Origin of the sequence: Rhodoplanes tepidamans (assembly GCF_030813915.1) — a bacterium.
In the GTDB taxonomy this organism is placed as follows: Bacteria; Pseudomonadota; Alphaproteobacteria; order Rhizobiales; family Xanthobacteraceae; genus Rhodoplanes; species Rhodoplanes tepidamans.
This window is the reverse complement of the sequence record NZ_JAUSUJ010000007.1, coordinates 127,690-151,688: the sequence shown is the minus strand read 5'-3', so window position 1 is coordinate 151,688 and position 23,999 is coordinate 127,690. Positions and strand designations below refer to the sequence as shown.

20 protein-coding genes are annotated in these 23,999 nt (G+C 70.8%); 15 read left to right on the top strand and 5 right to left on the bottom strand.

What is annotated here, in order from left to right:
* On the bottom strand, positions 1–606 hold the full coding sequence (locus tag J2S22_RS10720) for a TIGR00730 family Rossman fold protein (protein WP_496198540.1): 606 nt from the start codon (positions 604–606) through the stop codon (positions 1–3).
* A gap of 295 nt (positions 607–901) precedes the next feature.
* Between J2S22_RS10720 and J2S22_RS10715 the strand changes: the two genes are divergently transcribed.
* The 4 genes from J2S22_RS10715 (at position 902) to pssA (ending at position 5,732) form a co-directional block, all read left to right on the top strand.
* Positions 902–2,887 carry an ABCB family ABC transporter ATP-binding protein/permease gene (locus J2S22_RS10715; protein ID WP_272778500.1) on the top strand — a complete coding sequence of 662 codons (1,986 nt, stop codon included), beginning with the start codon at positions 902–904 and terminating at the stop codon, positions 2,885–2,887.
* Between the two features lie 204 nt (positions 2,888–3,091).
* Positions 3,092–3,838 (top strand): phosphatidylserine decarboxylase, encoded by a 747-nt coding sequence (locus J2S22_RS10710; RefSeq protein ID WP_272778499.1) that lies wholly within the window; start codon positions 3,092–3,094, stop codon positions 3,836–3,838.
* A gap of 532 nt (positions 3,839–4,370) precedes the next feature.
* Positions 4,371–4,610, top strand: coding sequence for a hypothetical protein (locus J2S22_RS10705; protein ID WP_272778498.1), 240 nt, complete (start codon positions 4,371–4,373; stop codon positions 4,608–4,610).
* Between the two features lie 180 nt (positions 4,611–4,790).
* Positions 4,791–5,732 carry a CDP-diacylglycerol--serine O-phosphatidyltransferase gene (pssA, locus tag J2S22_RS10700; RefSeq protein ID WP_272778497.1) on the top strand — a complete coding sequence of 314 codons (942 nt, stop codon included), beginning with the start codon at positions 4,791–4,793 and terminating at the stop codon, positions 5,730–5,732.
* Positions 5,733–5,814: 82 nt separating this feature from the next.
* Here the strand turns inward: pssA and J2S22_RS10695 are convergent, their stop codons facing one another.
* Positions 5,815–6,435, bottom strand: coding sequence for a response regulator transcription factor (locus J2S22_RS10695; protein WP_272778496.1), 621 nt, complete (start codon positions 6,433–6,435; stop codon positions 5,815–5,817).
* Entirely contained in the window at positions 6,428–8,065 is a 1,638-nt protein-coding gene (locus tag J2S22_RS10690) for an MASE1 domain-containing protein (protein ID WP_272778495.1), read from the bottom strand. Before J2S22_RS10690 ends, J2S22_RS10695 begins: the two co-directional genes overlap by 8 nt.
* Before the next feature lie 192 nt (positions 8,066–8,257).
* On the opposite strand from J2S22_RS10690, the gene J2S22_RS10685 reads away from it, so the two are divergent.
* The 4 genes from J2S22_RS10685 to J2S22_RS10670 all read left to right on the top strand — a co-directional run bounded on the left by J2S22_RS10685 (position 8,258) and on the right by J2S22_RS10670 (position 11,813).
* Positions 8,258–8,686 (top strand): DNA-binding transcriptional response regulator, encoded by a 429-nt coding sequence (locus J2S22_RS10685; protein ID WP_272778494.1) that lies wholly within the window; start codon positions 8,258–8,260, stop codon positions 8,684–8,686.
* An 8-nt stretch (positions 8,687–8,694) separates the two neighbouring features.
* Positions 8,695–9,966, top strand: coding sequence for a putative Na+/H+ antiporter (locus tag J2S22_RS10680; RefSeq protein WP_272778493.1), 1,272 nt, complete (start codon positions 8,695–8,697; stop codon positions 9,964–9,966).
* Positions 9,967–10,072: 106 nt separating this feature from the next.
* Complete coding sequence (locus J2S22_RS10675) at positions 10,073–10,693, top strand: glutathione S-transferase family protein (RefSeq protein WP_272778492.1); 621 nt, start codon at positions 10,073–10,075, stop codon at positions 10,691–10,693.
* Between the two features lie 43 nt (positions 10,694–10,736).
* Positions 10,737–11,813 (top strand): Ntn hydrolase family protein, encoded by a 1,077-nt coding sequence (locus J2S22_RS10670; RefSeq protein ID WP_272778491.1) that lies wholly within the window; start codon positions 10,737–10,739, stop codon positions 11,811–11,813.
* Between the two features lie 59 nt (positions 11,814–11,872).
* Here the strand turns inward: J2S22_RS10670 and J2S22_RS10665 are convergent, their stop codons facing one another.
* Positions 11,873–12,499 (bottom strand): HAD hydrolase-like protein, encoded by a 627-nt coding sequence (locus J2S22_RS10665; RefSeq protein ID WP_272778490.1) that lies wholly within the window; start codon positions 12,497–12,499, stop codon positions 11,873–11,875.
* A gap of 122 nt (positions 12,500–12,621) precedes the next feature.
* Between J2S22_RS10665 and J2S22_RS10660 the strand changes: the two genes are divergently transcribed.
* The 3 genes from J2S22_RS10660 to J2S22_RS10650 all read left to right on the top strand — a co-directional run bounded on the left by J2S22_RS10660 (position 12,622) and on the right by J2S22_RS10650 (position 17,932).
* Positions 12,622–13,140 (top strand): RNA polymerase sigma factor, encoded by a 519-nt coding sequence (locus tag J2S22_RS10660; protein WP_272778489.1) that lies wholly within the window; start codon positions 12,622–12,624, stop codon positions 13,138–13,140.
* A gap of 67 nt (positions 13,141–13,207) precedes the next feature.
* Positions 13,208–14,170, top strand: a complete 963-nt coding sequence (locus tag J2S22_RS10655) for a FecR family protein (protein WP_272778488.1) — start codon at positions 13,208–13,210, stop codon at positions 14,168–14,170.
* Between the two features lie 342 nt (positions 14,171–14,512).
* A complete protein-coding gene (locus J2S22_RS10650) occupies positions 14,513–17,932 on the top strand; it encodes a TonB-dependent receptor domain-containing protein (protein ID WP_272778487.1) in 3,420 nt (1,139 codons plus the stop codon).
* 95 nt (positions 17,933–18,027) lie between these two features.
* On the opposite strand, the gene J2S22_RS10645 is transcribed toward J2S22_RS10650, so the two are convergent.
* A complete protein-coding gene (locus J2S22_RS10645; RefSeq protein WP_272778486.1) occupies positions 18,028–18,780 on the bottom strand; it encodes an AraC family transcriptional regulator in 753 nt (250 codons plus the stop codon).
* Between the two features lie 153 nt (positions 18,781–18,933).
* On the opposite strand from J2S22_RS10645, the gene J2S22_RS10640 reads away from it, so the two are divergent.
* The 4 genes from J2S22_RS10640 to J2S22_RS10625 all read left to right on the top strand — a co-directional run bounded on the left by J2S22_RS10640 (position 18,934) and on the right by J2S22_RS10625 (position 23,966).
* Positions 18,934–20,031, top strand: coding sequence for a 2-hydroxyacid dehydrogenase (locus J2S22_RS10640; protein ID WP_272778485.1), 1,098 nt, complete (start codon positions 18,934–18,936; stop codon positions 20,029–20,031).
* Entirely contained in the window at positions 20,028–20,864 is an 837-nt protein-coding gene (locus J2S22_RS10635; protein ID WP_272778484.1) for a class II fructose-bisphosphate aldolase, read from the top strand. Before J2S22_RS10640 ends, J2S22_RS10635 begins: the two co-directional genes overlap by 4 nt.
* A gap of 186 nt (positions 20,865–21,050) precedes the next feature.
* Positions 21,051–22,568, top strand: a complete 1,518-nt coding sequence (locus tag J2S22_RS10630) for an FGGY-family carbohydrate kinase (protein ID WP_272778483.1) — start codon at positions 21,051–21,053, stop codon at positions 22,566–22,568.
* A 63-nt stretch (positions 22,569–22,631) separates the two neighbouring features.
* Complete coding sequence (locus J2S22_RS10625; protein ID WP_272778482.1) at positions 22,632–23,966, top strand: GntT/GntP/DsdX family permease; 1,335 nt, start codon at positions 22,632–22,634, stop codon at positions 23,964–23,966.
* Positions 23,967–23,999 lie beyond the last annotated feature (33 nt).

The window sequence follows — 23,999 nt, the reverse complement described above, 5'->3', positions numbered from 1 at the left end:
TCACATCCGGGCGACGGTGGCGGGATCGCCGGCCTTCTCGGACTCGCTGACCGGCGCGACCGCGGCCACTAGGGTGGGCAGGACGTCGTCGATGCGGGCGCAGACCCGGTAGTTCATCAGCGCGCCGTTGTGGATGAAGCCGGCGGCCCGCATCTTCTCCAGCACGGCGATCAGCGGCTGCCAGAAGCCGCCGATGTCGGCGAGCAGGATCGGCTTCTTGTGGCGGCCGAGCTGCGCCCAGGTGAGCTGCTCGACCAGCTCCTCCAGCGTGCCGATGCCGCCCGGCAGCGCCACGAAGGCATCGGCGTGGTCGAACATGATCTGCTTGCGCTCGTGCATGTCGCGGGTGACGATCAGCTCGGTGGCGCGGTCGAACATGTTCTCCTTGGTGCGCAGGAACTCGGGGATCACCCCGACCACCTCGCCGCCGTGGTCGATCACGGCGGTGGCGACGGCGCCCATCAGGCCGTTCGAGCCGCCGCCGTAGACGAGGCCGATGCGGTGCTCGGCCATCAGCCGGCCGAGCCGGCGCGCGGCCGCGAGCCAGGCCGGGTCGGCCCCCGCGCTCGAGCCGCAGTAGACACAGATCTTTCGGATTTTGCTCATCCTTTTCATCTGGTCTCGGCGGCTGCTCGCGTCAAGCCCGGCGCCCTGTCCGGCCCCGTGCCGGCGCGTGTCGGGTGGGCATCGGATGGCTGCGAGGAGAGCGGCTGCACACCGGTGCGGGAGGGCCTATATGGGGGAGGGCGGACCTGTCCCGCCGTCCTGCCGGTCCGGCCGCGGCGTCGCCGCGCCTCCCGGTCCATCCGCCGACCCGTAGCCGACCTCCGTACCCGGCCGCGCCGTCGCCCCTGCCGGCGATCCCGCAGGGGCCTTCGCCGCCGACCCGAATCGAGACCGCATGCGACGATCCGCGCCCGACTCCCGTGACCAGCCCGCCGACGGCGGGCGGCTGCTCGCCACCCTGGTCGCGCTGTGGCCCTATATCTGGCCGTCCGACCGGGCCGACCTGAAGGCGCGCGTCGTCTGGGCGCTGGTGCTGCTGCTCGGCGCCAAGCTCGCCACCGTCCTGATGCCGTTCACGTTCAAGTGGGCGACCGACGCGCTGACCGAGACCGGCGCCCCGGCCGGCACGGCGACGACGCTCGCCTGGGTGGCGGCGGCGCCGATCGCCCTCACCATCGCCTATGGCGGCAGCCGCATCCTGATGGCGCTGCTCACCCAGGCCCGCGACGGCCTGTTCGCCAAGGTCGCCATGCACGCGGTGCGGCGGCTGGCGATCCTCACCTTCGAGCACATGCACAAGCTGTCGCTGCGCTTCCATCTCGAGCGCAAGACCGGCGGCCTGACCCGGGTGCTGGAGCGCGGCCGCAACGGCATCGAGATCATCGTCCGGATGGTGCTGCTGCAACTCGTCCCGACGATCGTCGAGTTCGCCCTGATCGTCGCGGTGCTGTTCTGGCAGTTCGACTGGCGCTACGTCGCCACCGTCGTGGTCACGGTGGCGCTGTACATGGCCTACACCTATGTCGCGACCGAGTGGCGGATCGGCATTCGCCGCAAGATGAACGACAGCGATACCGACGCCAACACCAAGGCGATCGACTCGCTGCTCAACTACGAGACCGTGAAGTACTTCTCGGCCGAGGAGCGCGAGGCCAGGCGCTACGACCGCTCGATGGCCCGCTACGAGGAGGCGAGCGTCAAGGCCTACACGTCGCTCGCGGTGCTCAATGCCGGGCAGGCGGCGATCTTCTCGATCGGGCTGACCGTGGTGATGGCGATGTGCGTGATCGGGGTGCGCAACGGCACCCACACGATCGGCGACTTCGTCATGATCAACGCGATGATGATCCAGCTCTACCAGCCGCTCAACTTCATGGGCATGGTGTACCGCGAGATCAAGCAGGCGATCATCGACATCGAATCGATGTTCCACATCCTGGAGCGCGAGACCGAGATCGCCGACGCCCCGGGGGCGGCGCCGCTCGCGGTGGCGGCCGGCACCATCCGGTTCGAGGACGTGCGCTTCGCCTACGACCCCGACCGGCCGATCCTGCAGGGCCTCTCCTTCGAGGTGCCGGCCGGCAAGACGGTGGCGATCGTCGGCCCCTCGGGGGCCGGCAAGTCGACCGTCTCGCGGCTCTTGTACCGATTCTACGACGTCACCGGCGGCCGCATCACCATCGACGGGCAGGATCTGCGGGCCGTGACCCAGCGGTCGCTGCGCGAAAGCATCGGCATGGTCCCGCAGGACACGGTGCTGTTCAACGACACCATTCGCTACAACATCCGCTACGGCCGCTGGGAGGCGACCGACGCCGAGGTGGAGGAGGCGGCCCGCCTCGCCCGCATCGACGGCTTCATCCGGATGGCGCCCAAGGGCTACGACACCGAGGTCGGCGAGCGCGGCCTCAAGCTGTCGGGCGGCGAGAAGCAGCGCGTCGCCATCGCCCGGACGATCCTCAAGGGCCCGCCGATCCTGCTGCTCGACGAGGCGACCTCGGCGCTCGACAGCCACACCGAGAAGGAGATCCAGGACGCGCTCCAGCAGGTGTCGAGGAACCGCACGACCCTGGTGATCGCGCATCGGCTGTCGACCATCGTGGCGGCCGACGAGATCATCGTGCTCGACAAGGGCCGCATCGTCGAGCGCGGCACCCACGCGGCGCTGCTGGCCGAGGGCGGCCTCTACGCCTCGATGTGGAACCGCCAGCGCGAGGCCGAGGAGGCGCGCGAGAAGCTCGCCCAGGCCGGCGAGACCGAGGAGGGGGCGCCGGAGGCGCCCAACCGCAACCCGCCCGGCACCGGCGCCGGCGACGACGACGCGCCCGACCGCCCCGACGGCGCGCCGCGCCCGGCCGACCGGGCCGAGGAGGCGGCCTGATCCCGTGACGATGGTTGTGCGCGACCGTCGATGCAGCCGCGCGGCCGCCGCGACGATGTGATACGAACGCCCGACTCAAGCGGACGGCGGCCACTCCTCGGCGCGTCGTTCCGGAAGCCGACCGCCGGTCGGCTGTCCGGAATCCATAATCCCGGTCGGTGAGTATGGATTCCGGGCCCGCGGACCTGCGGTCCGCGTCCCGGAATGACGGACGGAGAGGCAGGGCGCCGATCATTTTCGAGAGCACCCATGTCCATCGTCGATTCGATCCGCTCCCAGCTCGTGCCCATCAATTCCGAGGGCTATCCGTTCGTCGGCGCCTTCGCGCTGGTCAGCCTGGTCCTGTTCTGGCTGTGGTCGCCGCTCGGCTGGCTCGGCGTGGTGGCGACGCTGTGGTGCGCCTACTTCTTCCGCGACCCGCCGCGGGTCACGCCGCTGCGCGAGGGCATCCTGGTGTCGCCGGCGGACGGCCGCGTCGCCCGCGTCACCCCGGCGGTGCCGCCGGCCGAGCTCGGGCTCGGCAGCCAGCCGCTGCCGCGCGTGTCGATCTTCATGAACGTGTTCAACGTGCACGTGAACCGCAGCCCGACCGCCGGCCGCATCGAGCGCATCGCCTACACGCCCGGCCTGTTCCTCAATGCCGAGCTCGACAAGGCGAGCGAGAACAACGAGCGCAACGGCTTCGTCATCGCCACGCCGGCCGGCGTGAAGATCGGCATGGTGCAGATCGCCGGGCTCGTCGCCCGCCGCATCGTCACCTTCGTGCGCGAGGGCGCCAGCGTCGGGGCGGGCGAGCGGGTCGGCATGATCCGGTTCGGATCGCGGGTCGACGTCTACCTGCCCGAGGGGACCCGGCCGCTGGTCGCCGAAGGCCAGACCATGCTGGCGGGCGAGACCGTCATCGCCGACCTCAAGACGGCCGATCCGGGCCGCACCTTCCGGGTCGGGTAGGGCGCCGCGCCGCCGCTGGCGGCGGCGATCCGCCCCGCCGGCCGGCCCGCGGCGGGCCCGGCGATAGCCCGGCGAGAACGGACGGAGTCCGTCGCGGAACGATTCGGCATCGCATCCTGGAATGTCTCTAAACTGGTTCCGGATTCCCGAGTCTGCCCCGGATGCGGTATCAAGGTATGTATTGCCAAGCCGTCCGCCATGACTCAGAACAGAATCGTGAGGCATCGGGGCGACTGCAGTCAGACAATAATCAAGAAGCCGTTTCGTGACGTCGCCGGGGGGCCGGACCGCACGAACGGCCCGTGATCGAGACCAGCCAAAGATCAGCTCGGATTTCGGGCGCATCCATGCGCCCGGGCGGCAGGCATCTGCTGTCCGATCGCAGCGTATTTGCGTATTCCATTGCGAGGCAGCCGCACCGGCACTTCGTCGGATCATGTCCTGTTCGCGAACGGATCGCGTTCGCGGGACGTGCTCCAGGGAGCTGCGTCGACGATCGGCGCAGCGGCGGACGATCTTGCGAGGCGGGGCGATGACGCGATTCAAGTTCGACCACGACAGCCCGGTGGAGGCTCAGGCCCGCCGGCTGATCGAGATCTTCGGGGCACGCGCCTACGGGGTGGCGCGGCGGATGCAGCGGCGCAACTTCCGCAAGCCGGAGCGGGCCCGCTACTGGGCGGCGGTGGCGCGGGCCGTCCGCCACGCCCGCAGCGCCGCGGCCGCGCCGGCCGCCGCGCTGCACGGCCCGGCCTCGCCGGACAACGCGGGGTGACAGGGCTCGGGGTGGAGGACAGAGAGGCGACGGCGTCGGGACGCCGCCGCCGCGGCGGGGGCGGATCTGGGACGGGGACGCCGCCGGCGCGGCGGGTGGAAGCGACCATTCACCGCGCCGTCCTGTTCCGCGACGCGCGGCATGGCGGAACCGCCCGGGCGGATCTATAGTTCGACCGCCATGTCCCTGTTCCCTCCGTTCGATCCCGACCGAGACCGTCGCGAGCCGCGCTTCCGCGGCTTCCGGCCCATCCCGGTCCGCACCCTCGTGCCCAACGTGGTCACGCTGCTGTCGCTCTGCGCCGGCCTGACCGCCATCCGCCTCGCGGCCGAGGGGCGCTTCGAGCTCGCCCTCGGAGCCATCGTGTTCGCCGCCGTCCTCGACGGCGTCGACGGTCGTCTCGCCCGCATGCTGAAAGGCACCTCGCGCTTCGGCGCCGAGCTCGACAGCCTCGCGGACTTCGTCAACTTCGGCGTCGGGCCGGCGCTGATCCTGTGGTTCTGGGGCCTGCACGACCTCAAGAACGTCGGCTGGATCGTCGCCATCGTGTTCGCGATCTGCGGCGGGCTGCGCCTCGCGCGGTTCAACGTCATGATCGACGACCCGAACCGCCCGGCCTGGGCCGGCAACTTCTTCACCGGCATCCCGGCGCCGGCCGGCGCCATCGTGGTGCTGCTGCCGATCTACCTGCAGTTCCTCGGCGTCTCCAAGGCGCTCATCCCGATCCCGCTGGTGCTGCTCTACACCCTGACCATCGGCCTGCTGATGATCTCCAAGCTGCCGGTGTGGTCGGGCAAGAAGCTCGGCACCCGGGTGGCGCCCGAGATGGTGCTGCCGGCCTTCCTGATGGCCGTGCTCTTCTTCGCGCTGCTGATCAGCTATCCGTGGGAGGTCCTCACCCTCGGCACGCTGATCTATCTCGGCTGCCTGCCGCTCGGCTGGAAGTCCTACCGCCGCCAGGCGCAGGCCGATGCCGAGCGGGCCGCGGCCGCGACGGGCGCCGGCACCGCCACGGGCCCGGCGACGGGGCCGTCGGCCGCCGCCCAGCCGGCCCCGCCGGCCTCCCCGGCGCCGCCGGCGGCGGACGCCAAGCGCGACGACCGGCCGAACCGGCTGAACTGAGGCGCCGCACCGCACCACCGACGCAAGGCCCGCGCCGCCCGCGCGGGCCTTTTCCGTCGCGCCGCAGGGTGGGCCGGGCGCGTCACCGTCCGGGCGGGCGCAGCCGCATCTCCATCCGCACCAGCTCGGCGAGATTGCGGGCGCCCATGCGTTCCATCACCCAGGCGCGGTGGATCTCGACGGTGCGCGGGCTGATGCCGAGCCGGGCCGCGATCTCCTTGTTGGACAGGCCGGCGGTGGCGAGTGCGAGCACCTCGTGCTGGCGCTCGCTCAGCGACTCGAAGCGCGCCTGGAGGTCGGCGAGCAGCACCGCGTCCTGCTGGCGGGCGCGGGCCTGCGTCACCGCGGCGCCGATCGTCTCGAACAGGCGGTTCTCGTCGAACGGCTTCTCGATGAAGTCGAAGGCGCCGAGCTTGATCGCCGCCACCGCCATGTCGACGTCGCCGTGACCGGTGATCAGGATCACGGGCGGCGCCGCCGGCGCGTCGGCGTAGTGGCGCACGAGGTCGAGGCCGGACATGCCGGGCATCCGCACGTCGGCGACGATGCAGTCGAAGGGCGGAGCGCGGCCGCCGCTCGCCACCAGCGCGTCGGCCGACTCGAAGCGGGAGATCGCCAGCCCGCGCCGCTCGAGATAGAGGGCGAGGGCATCGAGCACCGCGGCATCGTCCTCGACGAGAGCGACCTCGAGAATCTCAGTCATCGGACACCTTGGCGACGGGGATCGTGAAACGGACCACGGCCCCGCGTGTCGGCTGGTCGACGGTGAGCCGGCCGCGGTGGGCCTCGACGATGGAGCGGCAGAGCGACAGGCCGAAGCCCAGCCCGTCGGCCTTGCTGGACCCGAAGGTGGAGCCCTCCGGCCCCGGGAAGTCGGGCGGAAAGCCGGGGCCCGAGTCGGCCACCGCGATCGCCACCATGTCGCCCTCCGCTGCGGCGGAGACGACGATGCTGCCGTGCGACGCGCCGGTGCCGTCGATCGCCTCGACGGCGTTGCGGATCAGGTTCAGCAGCACCTGCTCGATCTGCAGGATGTCGACCAGCACGGGCGGCAGGTCTTCGGCGAGCCGCGCCGTCACCGTGATGCCGTGGCGGTCGAGCTCGGGATGCATCAGCTCGAGCGTCTCGCGCACGATGCGGGCGACCGGCACGGGCGCGCGGCCGGACTGGTCGAGCCGGATCAGGGCGCGCAGCCGGCGCACCACGTCGGCGGCGCGCTGCACCTGCGCGGCGGCCTTGTCGGCCGTCTCGCTGACGGCGAGATGGTGCGGGTCGTCGCGCAGCGTCTCGGCGACGAGGCGCGTGTAGGTGCCGGCGGCGGTCAGCGGCTGGTTGATCTCGTGGGCGATCGCGGTGGCGAGCTCGCCCATGCTGCCGAGGCGGGCGAGGCGGGCGAGCGAGTCCTGGTGCAGGCGGAGCTGCAGGGCTGTGCGGCGGTTCTGCGTCACCAGCGCGCCGGCGATCAGGCCGGTCATCGCCAGCACCAGCATCAGTGCCTGCAGCCCGGTGACGTCGACCTCGTCGCCCGGCAGCAGGTGGACGCCGGCGATCAGGCCGAGCTGGGTCAGCAGCACGCCGACCGTGACGGCCTCGAGCCCGCCGCGCACCGCCATCCAGATGATCGGCAGGAACAGGACGTAGAACAGCTGCGAGTGGTGCCGCTCGGCGAACACGAAGACCAGGGCGAGGGCGACGAGCGTCGCGGCGACCTGCACGGCGGTCTCGACCGACAGCCGCACGGTGCGGCCGCGGGTCAGCAGGATCAGGCCGAACGGCGCCACGATGGCGATGCCGATCATGTCGCCCACCCAGTACTGCACGGCGGCCGCCGGCAGGTCGGCGAGCGGCAGCAGCCCGGCGTCGACCGTGAGACCCACATAGGCGACCGAGACGACGGCGGCGCTGGCGCCGGCGACGACCAGCAGCAGCACGAGGTCCCGCATCGTGCCGAGGGTCGGGTTGAAGCGCAGCTTCGGCTGCAGGAGACCGATCAGGCCGACCGCGTAGCCGCCGCCGATCACGGCGGCCGTCCTGAACTCGGTCGTCCAGGGCAGGGGCAGGTGCCGCACCAGCAGGTCGGCGAGGATCGGCGCGACGAACAGGAGCGGGATCATGCGCTGCCCGAACAGCAGCACCAGCACGAAGCTGAGCCCGGTCGGCGGATTCCACGGGGTGATGCCGAACGGCGCGAAGGGATGCAGGAAGCTCACCCAGTCGAGCAGCACGTAGCCGGCCAGATACGCCAGCCCCAGGACGGGCCACGGCAGCGAGAGCACCTTGGAGAGCGACATCGGGGTCGGGCGGCGCACGGGTGTGTCGAGCACGGTCGTCATCACGGTCCTACCGCCGTTTCACGCGAAGCGCCGCTAAGGGTGGATACCTAGGGATGTGCCCCTGAGCATAGCACCCTAGGCCACCGTCACGAATTGCCGGGAGGACCCTGGCACCGCATGTCTGGCACGACGGAACATCAATCAGCGGGCCGGACCATGACGCACGAGACCGCAGGCCGAGACGGCGACATCGTGATCCTCTGTGCCGACGAGGGAACGCGCGACACCCTCGCCTTCTGGTTCGGCGGCGCCGGCTGCCGGACCTTCGTCGCCCGCGACGGCCATCAGGCGAACCGGGCGCTGCGCGACGGCCGCTGCCGCCTGCTCGTCACCGACCGGGTGCTGCCGCCGTGGCCCGGGCTCGACACCTTCCTGTCGCTGCGCTCCCGCGATCCCGCGCTCGGCATCGCCGTGATCGAGAGCGGCAGCATCGAGGACCGCATTCTCGCCCGGGTGACCGGCGCGACGGTGCTGCTGCCGCGGCCGCTCACCCGCACCGCGGTGCTGGCGGCGCTGGCCGGGGGGGCGCGGCCGCAGCAGGAGGCGCCGGCCGAGGCGCGGTCCCACGAGCCGCTGTCCTGGTCGGGCCGGCTGGCCCATCGCCTGCGCACCGACAGCTGAGCATCGCGATGGACGGGGTCGCCCCCAGCACGGTCGAGCTGGTCGCGTCCGGCCTGTTCGCGCTCGCGCTGCTGCACACCTTCTCGAGCAGCCGGTTCGAACGCCTCGCCCACGGCAAGTCGGCGCATGCCGGCCTGTGGCACCTGCTCGGCGAGGTCGAGGTCGTGTTCGGCTTCTGGGCCATGGTGCTCCTCGTCTTCATGGCGGTATGGACGACGCCGCACGAGGCGCTGACCTATCTCGAGAGCCGGGTGTTCACCGAGCCGGCCTTCATCTTCGTCATCATGGTGATCGCGGCGAGCCGCCCGGTGCTCGACCTCTCCGGCGCGCTGCTGCTGTGGATCGCCCACAAGCTGCCGCTGCCTCACACCGCCGCCTACTATCTCGCCGTGATGGTGTTCGGGCCGCTGCTCGGCTCCTTCATCACCGAGCCGGCCGCCATGACGCTCTCCGCCATGCTGCTGCGCCAGCGCTACTTCGGCTCACACACCAGCGAGGCGTTCCGCTACGGCACGCTCGGCGTCCTCTTCGTCAACGTCTCGATCGGCGGGACGCTGACCCCGTTCGCGGCCCCGCCCGTGCTGATGGTCGCGGAGCGGTGGGGTTGGGACCTCCCCTTCATGCTCCAGACCTTCGGGTGGAAGGCGGTGATCGCCGTCGTCTGCAACGCGGTCGGGGCCGCGATCTGGTTCCGGGCCGATCTGCGGAGCATGCCGTTCGAGGAGACGGCGCTCGCCAAGCTCGAGGTGCCGCGCACCGTCGTCGCCGTGCACATGGCCTTCCTGCTCGGCGTCATCGTCACGGCGCATCATCCGATCGTCTTCCTCGCGCTGTTCCTGTTCTTCCTCGGCTACACCGAGGCGTATCGCCGGCATCAGAGCCGGCTGATCCTGCGCGAGGGGCTGCTGGTCGGCTTCTTCCTGGCCGGTCTCGTCGTGCTCGGCGGGATGCAGCGCTGGTGGCTGGAGCCGGTGCTCGCGGCCCTCGATTCGACGGCGCTCTACTACGGGGCGACCGTGCTGACCGCCTTCACGGACAACGCCGCGCTCACCTATCTGGGCTCGCTGGTCGACGGTCTCGATGCCGAATCGAAATACGCCCTGGTCGCCGGCGCCGTCACGGGCGGCGGCCTCACCGTGATCGCCAACGCGCCGAACCCGGCCGGCTACTCGCTGCTCAAGGGCAGCTTCCCGGAGGGCGGCATCGGCCCGCTGCGGCTCGCCACGGCGGCGGCGGTGCCGACCCTGGTGGCGATCTCGGCGTTCCGCCTGCTGCCGTGAGGCGGGCGGTCCCGGCCTTGCGGGCCGGGCGGGATGCCGCCACGATCGTGGTCCAGGGTTGCGCTCCCGGGCCGCCGTCGCGGCCCCGCATCCCGAACGGACCCCCATGGCGCTGACCCTCTACCACATCGCTCCGTCCCGCTCGTCGATCGTCCGCTGGATGCTGGAGGAGATCGGCGCGCCGTACGCGCTGCACGTGCTGTCGATGGACAAGGGCGAGAACCGCGCCCCCGACTACCTGGCCGTCAACCCGATGGGCAAGGTGCCGGCGCTCGATCACGACGGCGTGGTGATCACCGAGGTGTCGGCGATCTGCTGCTACCTGGCCGACGCGTTCCCGCAGGCGGGGCTCGCCCCGGCGATCGGCGATCCGCGCCGCGGCCCGTACCTCAAATGGCTGTTCTTCGGGCCGAGCTGCATCGAGCCCGCCATCATCGACCGGGCCTTCGGACGCGCCAAGGAACCGCCGCGCGGCACGCTCGGCTACGGCGAGTTCGACACCGTGATGGACGTCGTCGCCGCGGCGGTGACGCCGGGACCGTATCTGCTCGGCGACGCCTTCACGGCGGCCGACGTGGTGGTCGGCTCGCAGCTGCGCTGGGGCATGATGTTCGGCCTGATTCCGCAGCGGCCGGAGTTCCTGCCCTATGTGGAACGGCTGAACGCCCGGCCGGCCCTGCAGCGCGCCACCGCGCTCGACGCCGCCCTGAAGGACAAGGCCGGTTGAGGCCCGGTCGCCGAGCCGCGCGCCGCCGCGCCGCGAGATCCCGATGGACGCCCTGACGCCGCCCCCGTCTCCGAGCATCCCGCTGGTCGACCTGCGCGCCGGCGGGCCGCCCGCCCATGTGCGGCTCGATCCCGCCCGCGCCCGGGCGCTGCGCGACGACTGCGTCGCCTTCTTTCCGCGCGGCGTCGGGCTCGTGATTCCGGCCTGCGACGGGCTCACCCGGCGCTGGCTGGGCCGTTCCGCCTCGCCCTATGTGGACGAGATCGCCGCCATGGCCGAGACGCTCGGCATCTCCGGCGTGTGGGTGCTCAACGGCTCGTACCAGTGGGCCTGCACGGCGATCGCCCGGGAGGAGGGCGGGGCGCCGTGGCTCGCCCGCACGCTCGACTGGCCGTTCCCGGGGCTCGGGCGGCGGGTCACGGTGGCGCGGCTCGCCGGGCCGGCGGGCGCGTTCTTCAGCGTGACCTGGCCGGGCTTCGCCGGGGTGCTGACCGGGATGGCGCCGGGCCGCTTCGCCGCCTGCATCAACCAGGCGCCGATGCGCCGCCGCACCCTGCATCCGTGGCTGCGCCTGTGGGACATGACGGCGAACGCGGCGGCGGCCTGGCCGGTCCGCCACATGCCGCCCGACCATCTCCTGCGGCACGCCTTCGAGACCTGCGGCGACTTCGTCGCGGCGCGCGACCTGCTGGCGGACACGCCGGTGTCGCGGCCGGTGATCTACACGCTGGCCGGCACGGCGCCGGGCGCGCGCTGCGTGATCGAGCGCACCGAGGAGGGGGCCGTCGTTCGCGGCGACGACACCACGGCCGGCAACGACTGGTGGCCGCCGCGGCCCGCCTGGGAGGCGCGCATGCCGGCCCACGAGATGCTGTCGCGCTCCTTCGACGACGCGGCGGCGATGAGCAAGGTGCGCCAGGAGCAGATCGCCGCCTTCGACGGCGACGTGTCGCGCAGCTTCGACTGGGTGCTGCCGCCGATCCTCAATCCCTACACCCGCATCAGCGTCGCCATGTCGCCGGCGGCCGGCCTGCTGCGCGTGCTCGGCTGGGAGGCCGACGGCCCCGGCCTGCCGCGCCCGGTGACGGCGGTACGGGAGGTGACGGCCGACGCGGCGTGAGGGGGGCCCCTTTCTGCTCGTGGGAGAGGGACGGGCACGTGCCCGACGCCGGCGCGATCTCACGCCACCGCCTGCAAGATGTCCTCCATGCGCTCGAACACCAGGTCGGGCGCCCGCGCGCGGAGAGCGGCGACGTCGGCATAGCCCCAGGCGACGGCGGCGCAGGCGAGGCCGACCGCGCGGGCGGCCTCGATGTCGCGCACCTCGTCGCCGATCGCGATCGCCGCCGCGGGCGGGACGCCGGCGCGCTTCAGCACGGCGCGGAACTTCCTCGGCTTGCCGAACAGCGACGCGCCGCAGGCGAAGTGTGCGACCCGCGCGGCGGTGGCCGGCCCGAGCGAGCGGCGCACATTGGCCTCGCTGTCGGACGACACCACCGCGAGCGTGTGGCCGCGCGCGTTCAGCGCCGCCAGCGTCGCGTCGACGCCCGGGAACAGCGGGATGGCGTCGAGGTCCCGCGTCTTCAGCGCCCGCATGTGGCGGACGATCAGCGGCAGCTTCCAGCGCGGCACGGCGAGGCGGTCGAGGATCTCGCCGGCCGTCGCGTTGCGCATCGCGTCGATCTCGTCGGCGCCGGTGCGCCGGAAGCCGTAGCGGTCGGCGACGCCGTTCAGCACCGAGAGAAACCACGGAAAGCTGTCGACCAGCGTGCCGTCCATGTCGAAGATGATCAGCTCGTAGCGCACCCGGCCCGCCGTTCTCCGCCCCGGTCCTGTAGAGACAGTCTAAAACATCGGGTTTGCATGCGAATAGTCGAGCCGTTACGGTCCGGCCCGTCGGTCCGTCCATGATCCGCCCGGGAAATTCGATGGAGAAGCGCCCCGCCGTCGCGCGGCTTCTGGAGGCGTTCGCGTCGGAGCGCGCGCGCCTGGAGGCGCTCGTCGACCGCCGGTTGCGCAGCGCCGCGACCACGGCCGACGTGATGCAGGAGAGCTGGCTCAAGCTCGCCGGGCTCGCCGGCGACGTGAGCGTCGACAATCCCGGCGCCTTCGTGCGCAGCGTGGCACGCAACGCCGCCACCGACCACCTGCGCAAGGAGCGGCGCCGCTCCGTCATCGACGAGGAGGTGCGCGATCTCCTCTGGGACGGCGCCGACGCGCATTCGCCGGAGCGCATCATGATCGGGCGCCAGGCGCTCGCCGCCTTCGCCGAGGCGCTCGCCGGCCTGCCGCCGCAGAGCCGCCGGATCTTCCTGATGAACCGCTTCGAAGGGAAGTCGCACCGGGAGATCGCGCGCGAGCTCGGCATCTCGGAGCCGGCCGTCTACTACCACGTCCGGCGTGTGCTGGAGCACCTCGCCGTCCTGCGCGAGCATCTGCCCGATTGATCGCCGGGGGAATCGAAGTAGAAGCGCAGGGGGCGAGCGGCCCCGGATCCACCCCCAGTGCGATCGCATGCACGAGCGCGACAGACACGCTGCGGACGATCGCGTCGCCAGGGAGGCGCGCGACTGGGTCGTGCGGCTGGCCTCCGGGACGGTGTCGGACGCCGAGCTCGCCGCCTTCCGGGCCTGGCACGACGCCGCGCCGGCGCACGGCCGCGCCTTTGCGCGCGAGCGCAGCTTCTGGCAGCAGCTCGCCGCCCTCGATGCCCGGCCCGGCGCTCTCGCCGGGACGGAGCGGGGATCCGCCCGGCCGCGCAGCCGGCGCGCCGTGCTGGCCGGGGCGGGCGCGCTCGCGGCGGGCGGCGCCGGCCTGATCGTCGCCCCGAGGCTCGCCCGCCTGTGGCGGGCCGATGTCTCGACCGGCTTCGGCGAGCAGCGGCGGGTGTCGCTGCCCGACGGCACGGCGGCGCTCCTCAACACCGACAGCGCGCTGGCGCTCGGCTTCCGGCCGGGCGTCCGCCGGGTCGCGCTCCTGCAGGGCGAGGCGCTGTTCGAGGTGACGCCCGACGCGGTGCCGTTCCGGGTGGCGGCGCTGGGCGGCGAGGTCGAGGCGCTGGGCACCGGCTTCGCGGTGCGGGCCGTCGCCGGCGAGGCCGCCGTCACGGTGACGGACGGGCGGGTGCGCGTGTCCGCCGGTGGTGGCCCGGATGGCGCCGTCGAGGTGCGCCCGCGCGAGCAGGCCCGCTATCGCGACGCCGGCGGGCCGGTGCGGGTCGCCGCGGTCGATCTCGACGAGGTGCTGTCCTGGCGGGCCGGGCGGATCGTGTTCGAGGGCCGACCGTTCGGCGAGGCGCTGGCCGAGCTCGCCCGCTACGTGCCCGAGACGGTCGTGCTGGCCGACCGCCGCGCCGCCGCCGAGCCGGTGAGCGCGGTGTTCTCGGTCGGTCAGGCGGTCGCCGCCATCGCGGCCCTGGCCGCCACCCAGAACCTGACCATGCGCCGCATCCCGGGCCTGGCGATCCTGATCAGCTAGGAGATGCCTCGTGTCCCGGGCGCGGCGCACGCGCCGCGAACCGGGATCCTGGGGCGATGGGACGAGGCGCTTGCCATGCCGCGCCGCCGCCCCTGGGCCCCGGCTCTGCGGCACATCGCGCCTGCGGCCCGATGCGCCTTGTCCGGGGCACGCAGCCGACATCCGGGACTGCGTCCGAGCCGGGTCGGGCGGTTGCGACGCAATTCCTGGATCTCTTCCAATCTCTGAATCGCTCCGATGTTCGGCCGCGCCGTTTAGGCGCCGCGCCGTCTCGCGCGTCTTCGCCATGAAGGGCCCCGGACCGGTCTCCGGCGTCCTTCGCGTGCCAGGGACGGAGAGACGATGTCGCGGGATCGGGTGTCGGACGGAGCGTGGGGCGGGGCAGTGGGGCGGTCGCGGCGCTCGACAGCGTGGCTGGTGACGACCGCGCTCGGCGCCGGGGTGCTGGCCGGGCTGGTCGGGCCGGTGCCGGCCCGCGCCCAGGGCGTCGCCGTGGAGGCGAGGCCGTTCAGCATCGCCTCGCAGCCGCTCGCCGCGGCGCTGCGGCAGTTCGCCGAGCAGTCCGGCATGCAGCTCGCCTATCGCACCAGCGACCTCCAGGGCCTGTCGTCGCCCGGCTTCCGCGGGACCGCCTCGCGCGGCACGGCGCTCGCCGCGCTGCTCGCCGGCACCGGCGTGTCCTACACGGTGACCGGCACCGACACGGTGACGATCCGCCGGCCCGGCATGGACGGCAACGCCCAGGCCTCCGAAGAGGACGGCATCCCGCTCGATCCGATCCAGGTGTCGGGCACGATCGGCTCGCGCGCCGACAAGCCGTGGGACACGGCCGGCGCCGTCAACTACATCTCGGGCGAGGACCTCCAACGCTTCCCGGGCACCTCGGCCGGCGACATGTTCCGCGGCGTCCCCGGCGTGATCTCGGCCTCCAGCCGCAACGGCGCCTTCGTGGATCCCAACATCCGCGGACTGCAGGGCATGAACCGCGTCGCGACCACGATCGACGGATCCGAGCAGTCGACCTCGACCTGGCGCGGCTATTCGGGCGTCATCAGCCGCACCTACGTGGATCCGGACCTGATCAGCAACGTGCTGATCACCAAGGGGCCCGGCGGCGAGGCCGGTGGCGGCGGCGCGATCGGCGGCGTGATCTCGATGGAGACCCTGCAGGCGGACGACATCCTCAAGCCCGGCGACAAGCAGGGCGTCCGGGTGAAGACCACCATCGGCACCAACGCCGTCACGCCCGTGGAGGGGCTGAGCACGGCGCGCACCGACGAGCCGTCGATCTTCGCGCTGAAGAACGGCTCGGCCAGCGTCGCGGCGGCGAGCCGCGACGAGACCCACGAGCTGGTCGCGGCGGTGGCGAAGCGCAAGACCGGCAACTACTTCGCCGGCAGCGACGGAGACACCACGTATCTCGGCTATGCCGGCTACATGAACCTGAACGTCGTCGAGAAGCCGCTGTCCGCCGTGAAGCACGGCCAGGAGGTCTTCAACACCTCGCAGGACGTCACCTCGCTGCTCCTGAAGGACACGCTGCGGTTCGGCGACGGTCACGAGCTGAAGCTCGGCTACATGCGCTACGACAACATCTTCGGCGAGGTGACGCCGACGATCCTCGGCACTGGGACCAGCATCGGCCGGCAGGTGCCGCTCAGCCAGGTGACGATCGACACGCTGACGGCGCGCTATTCCTACCGGCCCTACGAGCACGGGCCGATCGACTTCAAGCTGAACTCCTGGATCTCCAACACGGACGAGACCTCGGTCTACAATCTCTACACCGACACGTTCTTCCGCCACACCCGCACCAAGAACTACGGGCTGGAGGCGAGCAACACGACGCGGCTCGATCTCGCCGGCACGCCGGTCACGCTGCGCTACGGCGGCTCGACCTCGCTCGAGGACGCCTCGCCGAGCCGGCGCGAGACCGATTCCGGCCTCATCTACCCGGTCGACGGCACGCGGCTGCTGTCGAACCTGTTCGTCGACGGCAAGTGGGAGCCGGTGCCGTGGCTCGCGCTCCAGTCCGGGCTGCGGTACCTGTACTACAAGGTCGATCCGCGCGGCGAGATGCTCTACAGCTACGCGGCGTCGTACCCGCTCTACACGGGCTACGAGGGCACCGGCGCGAGCCCGAGCGTCGGCGTCACGGTGACGCCGATCGACGGCTGGCAGGTATGGGCGACCTACAAGACCGGCATCAGGCCGCCGAGCCTCCGCGAATCCACCTATTCGAACTCCGCCCTGATCTTCAATCCGGCGCTGCAGCCCGAGAAGGCCCGCAACGTCGAGATCGGCACCAACCTGATGCGGAACGACCTGGTCCTGCCGGGCGACAAGGCGCGCCTGAAGGTCGCCTGGTTCGACAACGTCACCGACGGCTACATCGGCCGCCAGTCGAGCCCGAGCTTCCAGCTCAGCATGTTCAACTACGACAAGGTGGAGATGCGCGGCGTCGAGGTGTCGGGCAGCTACGACGCCCGCCGCGCCTTCGTGCAGTTCGGCGTCAACTGGTACACGGACGTGATCTTCTGCCCGACGCCCGGCACCTGCTCCGACTGGGTGATGCAGAGCGACTACCTGGCCAATCAGATCCCGCCCAAGCTGACCGCCACGGCGACGGTCGGGGCGCGCTTCTTCGACGAGCGCCTCACCATCGGCGGCCGCGTCAGCCATGTCGGGGCGCGTGCCGGCCTCGTCTATCCCGACTACTACGCGGCGCTGGGCATCATGACCAAGATGTGGAACCCCTACATGCTGGTCGACGCCTTCGTGCAGTGGAAGATCGACGACAACCTGACGCTCGACATCACCGGCGACAACCTGCTCGACCGCTACTATGTCGACGCGCTCGGCTCGACCGAGCTGCCGGCGCCGGGCCGCACCATCAAGGCGACCCTGACGGGCAAGTTCGGCACCGCCGAGCCGCTCGCCCTGCAGGGGCCGTTCTGGCCGTTCGGCCGGCGCGACCCGCACCGGACCGGCGCCGAGCGCGACTGGTCCGGCCTCTATGTCGGCGGCTTCGCCGGCTACGGCTTCGGCCAGATCAACGGCGAGACGACCACGGCCAAGGGCGTCGCCGGCGGCATCCCGGCCAGCGAGTCGGCCAACCAGAGCCCGCACGGCATGCTGTGGGGCGGGCAGATCGGGTACAACTACCAGCTCCCGAGCCGGCTGGTGCTCGGGCTCGAAGGCGACCTCGCCTTCACCCAGATGACCGACTACGAGGACGTCCGCTCGACCGAGGCGGCCACCCTGGTCCAGCGAAAGCACCTGAACTCCAGGATCGACTACGAGTTCGACTGGCTGTCGACGGTGCGGGGCCGTGTCGGCTGGTCGTTCGGCGACCTGATGATCTACGGCACCGGCGGGCTCGCGCTGATGAAGGAGACCGAGCGGCGCGCCCAGTATCGTTCCACGTCGGCGACCGCGACCCCCGGCTCGACCGAATACTGGTTCACCGAGAAGGCCGCGGAGGTGCGCACCGGCTGGACGGTCGGCGCCGGCGCCGAGTACGCGATCGGCGGCGGCTGGTCGATCAAGGGCGAGTATCTCTACGCCAATTTCGGCGACGAGGAGTTCGTCTTTCCGGATGCGCGCGCCGGCGTCGGCGCGACCTACTCGTACTATGCGACGGTCAACGGAAGGCGCACGCGCGTCACCGTCATCGGCAACCAGACCATCGCGGACGGCCGCACCGCCACCAACACGGCCGACCTCCACGCCCTCAAGCTCGGCGTGAACTACCGGTTCTGAGCGAGGACGGCGAGCAGGCTGTCTCCACCTCTCCCCGCACGCGGGGAGAGATGGACCGAGGCCGGGCCGGGGAGGTGAAGTGCGCCGCCCCGCGCCTACTGCTCCAGGCTCTTGAGGAACTCGCCGGGGGTCTGGCCGAACTGGCGCTTGTAGGCGGCGATGAAGGCGGAGAGCGAATCGTAGCCGCAGTCGAACGCCGTGCGGGTGACGTTGCGGCTCTCCTCCAGCGTCTCGATCGACATCATCAGCTTGAGCCGCACCCGCCAGTCGCGGAACGAGATGCCGGTCTCGCGCAGGAAGACGCGGGCCAGGGTGCGCTCCGACATGCCGATCGCGCGGGCGATGTCGCCGACGGCGCGGTGGTCGTCGGGCCGGCGCAGCAGCTCGGCGCAGGTGTCGAGCAGGGCCGGGGTGGTCGGCATCGGCAGCGAGAAGCCGGCCTCCGGCAGCCGCACCAGCTGGTCGAGGAAGACCTGGGCGAGCCGTCCGTCCGGACCGGCCTCGTCGTACTCGACCGGCAGCGCCGCGACGACCCGGATCAGCTCGCGCATGAACGGCGTCACCTCCAGCACCCGGCAGGCCGGTCCGGCGAAGTCCACGCGTTCGGGCTCGATGAAGAAATTGCGCCGTTCGGTGCGCACCGAGGTGATGACCTCGTGCTCGACGCCGGGCGGGATCCACACGGCCCACTGGGGCGGGGTGAGGAACGTGCCCTGCAGGGTGCGCACCATCAGCACACCCTTGATCGCATAGGTGAGCTGCCCCCACGGATGCGCATGCCATGGCTTGCGCGCCCCGGAGGGCAACGACTTGACCCGGGCGTAGACGGGGCGGGGCAGGCCCTCCACGGAGAACACCTCTATCCGGACGAATACGACGTGGCGGATCGTCGATACCGATTGGCGGGTCGCGGTTAGCTTCGCCTATCGCGCCGGGACTAACGTTGCAAGTGCGGGGCGTCGACGACCGGTCCGTCTCCCGCCTGCCAGAGGAACAAGCAAATGTCACGCAAGTTCAAGGCATTGGTGGTCGGCGACGCGATGATCCGCGGCGCCGCCTTCGAAGCCTCCGCACAGCAGATTCTCGGGCCGCGGCTGAGCGGCCTCGAGGCCGGCGAGTGGGAGAGCGACGCCGGCAAGCTGCAGGCGCGCCGTCTCGCGGTGGAGAAGCAGGGGCCGGAGATCGAGATCGTCGATCCGGTGATCGAAACGAACGGCCGCGACGCCGAGCTCCTGGCGGGCCTGTTCGTGCCGGTCTCCTCCAAGGTGATGGACGCGATGCCGAAGCTGCGCATCGCCGGGGTGGCGCGGGCGGGCGTCGAGAACGTCAACGTCAAGGCGGCGACCGAGCGCGGCATCCTCGTCTTCAACGTGATGGGCCGCAACGCCGAGGCGGTGTCCGACTTCGCGGTCGGCCTGATGCTGGCCGAATGCCGCAACATCGCCCGCTCGCATGCCGGTATCAAGAACGGCGAGTGGCGCAAGAAATTCGTGAATTCCGAATGGACGCCGGAGCTGAAGGGCAAGACCGTCGGCCTGGTCGGCTTCGGCTTCATCGGCAGCCTGGTCGCGCAGAAGCTGTCGGGCTTCGGCGTCAAGCTTCTGGTGCACGACACCTGGATCGATCCGGCCGTCATCACGGCGGCGGGCGGCACGCCGGTCGACAAGGAGACCCTGTTCCGCGAGAGCGACTTCGTCTCCCTCCACGCCCGGCTGCTGCCCGGCGGCGCCAAGCTGGTCGGCCCGGCCGAGTTCGCGATGATGAAGCCGACCGCCTACCTGATCAACACGGCCCGCGCCGGCCTGGTCGACGAGGCCGCGCTGGTCGCGGCGCTGAAGAGCAACCGGATCGCCGGTGCCGGTCTCGACGTCCACTCCTCCGAGCCGATCCTGCCGGGCAGCCCGATCCTCGACCTCGACAACGTGACGTTGACGAGCCACATCGCCGGCACCACGCGGGAGGCGCTGACCCGCTCGCCGGACCTCCTGTTCACCGACATCGCCAAGCTGTTCACCGGCGGCGCCCCGAACGGGATCGCCAATCCCGAGGTGCTGCAGGATCCGCGCTTCACCGCGTGGCTCGCGGAGGTGAAGTCATGATGGTCTCGTTCTCCGAGATGCTGACCGCGGCGCGCCGCCAGCACTACGCGGTCGGCTCCTTCAACGTCTACAACTACGAGACGATCCGCGGCGTCGTCGAGTCCGGCCGCGAGACCGGCACCCCCGTCATCGTCGCCTTCGGGGCCGGCTATCTGCCCAACATGGAGGTGGCCGAGGTCGCCGGCCTGGTTCGCACCATGGGGGCGGCGTCGCCGACCCCGGTGGCGCTGCATCTCGACCACTGCAAGTCCTTCGAGGTGATCGAGACGGCCGTGAAATGCGGCTTCTCCTCGGTGATGTACGACGGCTCGGCGCTGCCCTTCGAGGAGAACATGAAGAACACGGCCCGGGTGGTGGCGCTCGCGCACGCCGCCGGGGTCGGGGTCGAGGCCGAGCTCGGGGCGCTCGCCCGCGGCGAGCACTCCAACGAGGAGGACGCGAGCGAGATCTACACGTCCCCGGCCGAGGCGAGGATCTTCGTCGCCGAGACCAAGGTCGATGCGCTCGCCGTGTCGATCGGCACCGTCCACGGCATGTACAAGGGCGAGCCCAAGGTCGACGTCGGCGTCCTGAAGACGATCGCCGCCGCGGTCGACATCCCGCTGGTGCTGCACGGCGGGTCCGGCACGCCGGAACCGATCATCCGCGCCTGCATCGCCGAGGGAATCGCCAAGATCAACGTCAACACCGAGATCTCGGTCAACGCCGTGGAGAAGATCAGGGCGCTGCTCGCGACCGGCAGGAGCTGGCACCTCTCCGAGATCAGCCGGGAGGAGGTCGGGTTCGTCAAGGAGGTCGTCAAGAAGTACATCGCGCTGTTCCGCCCCGTCTGAGGCGGCGTCCGCCCTCCCAGGGCGGAGCGCATGCCGCCGCGGGACGGCCGATCTCCGTCCCGCCGCGACGACCGCCCCGAGAGGCGGCGTGAAGGCCGCGGCCCCGCGGCCCCGAAGAAGAATGCGGCGAGGCCGCGGGCGAAACGCGGCGGCGCCGGACGGAGGTTTTCGCTCGGGTTCCCCATCATGGAGAACATCCTCGTCGTCGACGTGGGTACGTCCAGCCTCAAGGCGATGCTCTACACGCGGGCCGGACATCTGCTGCATTCCGCCGCGAGCCCCTACGACTCCGAGTTCGGCCGCAAGCCGAACTACGTCGAGCAGGATCCGCAGACCTGGAAGCAGGCGCTGCTCGACACGCTCAAGAGCGCCGGAGACCATCTCGCCACCAAGGGATTCGACGTCGCGGCCATCGCCGTCACGTCGCAGCGCGCCTCGGTGATCCCGGTGGACCGGGACGGCGTGCCGCTGCACAAGGCGCTGATGTGGCAGGACAAGCGGTCGATCCCGCAATGCGAGCGGCTGCTCGGCGAGCTGCCGCTCGAGGAGATGTACAAGCGCACCGGCCTGCTGGTGAATCCCTACTTCTCGGTGCCGAAGATGATGTGGCTGAAGGAGCACCGGCCGCACATCTACGAGCCGGCCCACAAGCTGATCGGCGTGCAGGACTACGTCGTCCATCTGCTCTGCGGCCGCTTCGTGACCGACTCGTCGCAGGCTTGCCGGACCATGCTGATGAACATCGGCACGTTCCAGTGGGACGAGGAGATGCTGGGCGTCTCCGGCATCGACCGCGCGCTGCTGCCGGATCTGGTGCCGCCCGGCACCGCGGTCGGCACGCTCACCCGCGCGATGGCGGAGCACTCGGGCCTGAAGGAGGGCATCCCGGTGATCCTCGGCGGCGGCGACCAGCAATGCGCCGCCCTGTCGCTCGACGTGCTGCGGCCGGGGGCCGCCGAGGCCAACACCGGGACCGGCTCCTTCGTCATCGCCTATTCGGACGAGCCGCGCTTCCATCCCGAGTGCCGCACCCTGTGCAGCGCCGCGGCGGTTCCGGGCAAGTGGATCGTCGAGGCCGGCATCTTCACCACCGGGCTGATCCACCGCTGGTTCAAGGAGCAGTTCTATCCCGAGGGCAAGGACGCCTACGCGCTGATGAACGCCGAGGCGCAGTCGTCGCCGCCCGGCGCCAAGGGCGTCCTGCTGATCCCGCATTTCGAGGGCAGCGCGGCGCCGTACTGGAATCCGCTCGCCCGCGGCCTGTTCTTCAACCTCACCATGGCGACGACGCGGGCCGACATGGCGCGCGCCGTGGTCGAGGGCATCGCCTTCGAGATCGCCAAGAACCTGCAGCTCCTGGAAGGGCTCGGGGTGCCGATCGACTCGGTGCGGGTCGCCGGCGGGCTCACCACGCTCGACCTGTTCAACCAGGTCCAGGCCGACGCCTTCGCCAAGCCGGTGCTGCGCTACGACAACAACGAGGCCTCCTCGCTCGGCGCGCTGATGAGCGCCGCCGTGACGCTCGGCCTCTATCAGGATCACCAGGAGGCCTTCCGGACGATCCTGGACACCGACCCCCGCCGCTACGAGCCGGAGGACGCGGCGACGCGCCGCTACCGGCGCATCCTCGAACGAAAGGACGCGCTCTACGAGGCGCTCAACGCAAACGGCATCTACGACACGTTCAACCAGGTTCTCGAATAACGGCAAACCGGCGGGCGACGGCGTCCCGCGCGGGAGCCGCGCCGCCGTGTGGGGGATAACGCGATGAGCAGTGGATTCGCACTGTCGGTCCTCGGCGTATCGGTCGTTCTCATCATCGTGATGTGCGTCCGATTCAAGATCAGCGCCTTCCTGGCCCTGATGTTCGCCTGCTTCTTCATCGGCCTGTCGACCGGCATGCCGCTGACCAAGATCGGCACCTCGATCGAGTCCGGGATGGGCGGCACGCTCGGCTTCCTGGCGCCGATCCTCGCCTTCGGGGCCGTCATCGGCAAGCTGATGGAGATCTCGGGCGGCGCCGAGCGGCTCGCCCGCACGCTGATCAACATCCTGGGCAAGTCGAAGGCCCACTGGGCCATGCTGATCGTCGGCTATGTCTGCGGCATCCCGGTGTTCTTCCAGGTCGGCGTGGTGCTGCTGATCGCCCTGATGTTCAGCGTCGTGAAGGAATCGAAGCTGCCGGTCCTGCAGGTCGGCCTGTCGATGGTCGCCGCGCTCCTCACCGTGCACTGCATCGTGCCGCCGCATCCGGCCGCCATGGCGATCGCCCTGCAGCTGAAGGCCGATGTCGGCAAGGTGATCTTCTACGGCCTGCTGGTCGGGTTCCCGGCCGCCGCGCTCGCCGGCCCCATCTTCGGCAAGTACATCTCGCGCGTCTACAAGGTGGAGCCGACCGGCGCCTTCGCCGGCACGATGCCGCGCGACGACAAGGATCTGCCGCCGTTCGGCATCACGCTGTTCACCATCCTGTTCCCGCTGCTCCTGATGATCAACAAGACGTTCTTCGACCTGCTGGCCCCGAAGGACGCCGTCTACATGCCGTTCGTCGCCTTCATCGGCAACCCGATCGTCGCCCTGTTCATCTCGTCGATCCTCACCTACGCGGTGCTCGGGCTCGGGCGCGGCTTCACGCTCGAGGACCTCGGCAAGCAGACCGAGGCGAGCTTCGGCCCGATGGCGTCGATCATCCTGGTCATCGGCGCGGCCGGGTCGTTCAACAAGATCATCATGGACTGCGGCATGGGCGACGTGCTCAAGCAGGTCCTGACCGCCATCCACATCAGCCCGCTGATCATGGCCTGGCTGATCGCCATCCTGATGCGCTTCGCCATCGGCAGCGCGACGGTCGCGATGATGACCGGCGTCGGCTTCATCATGCCGGTGCTGGCGAACTATCCGGGGCTCGACCCGGCCCTCGTCGCCGTCGCGGTCGGCGCCGGTGCCATCGGGGCCTCGCACGTCACCGACTCGGGCTTCTGGTTCGTCAAGGAGTGCCTGGGCATCCCGATGAAGGCCATGTACGCGACCTTCACGTTGTCCACCACCATCGCGGCGGTGGTCGGCCTGATCGGGGTGCTGATCCTGGCCCAGTTCGTCTGATCCGCCCCTGATCCGGATCGGACGTCGCGCGAG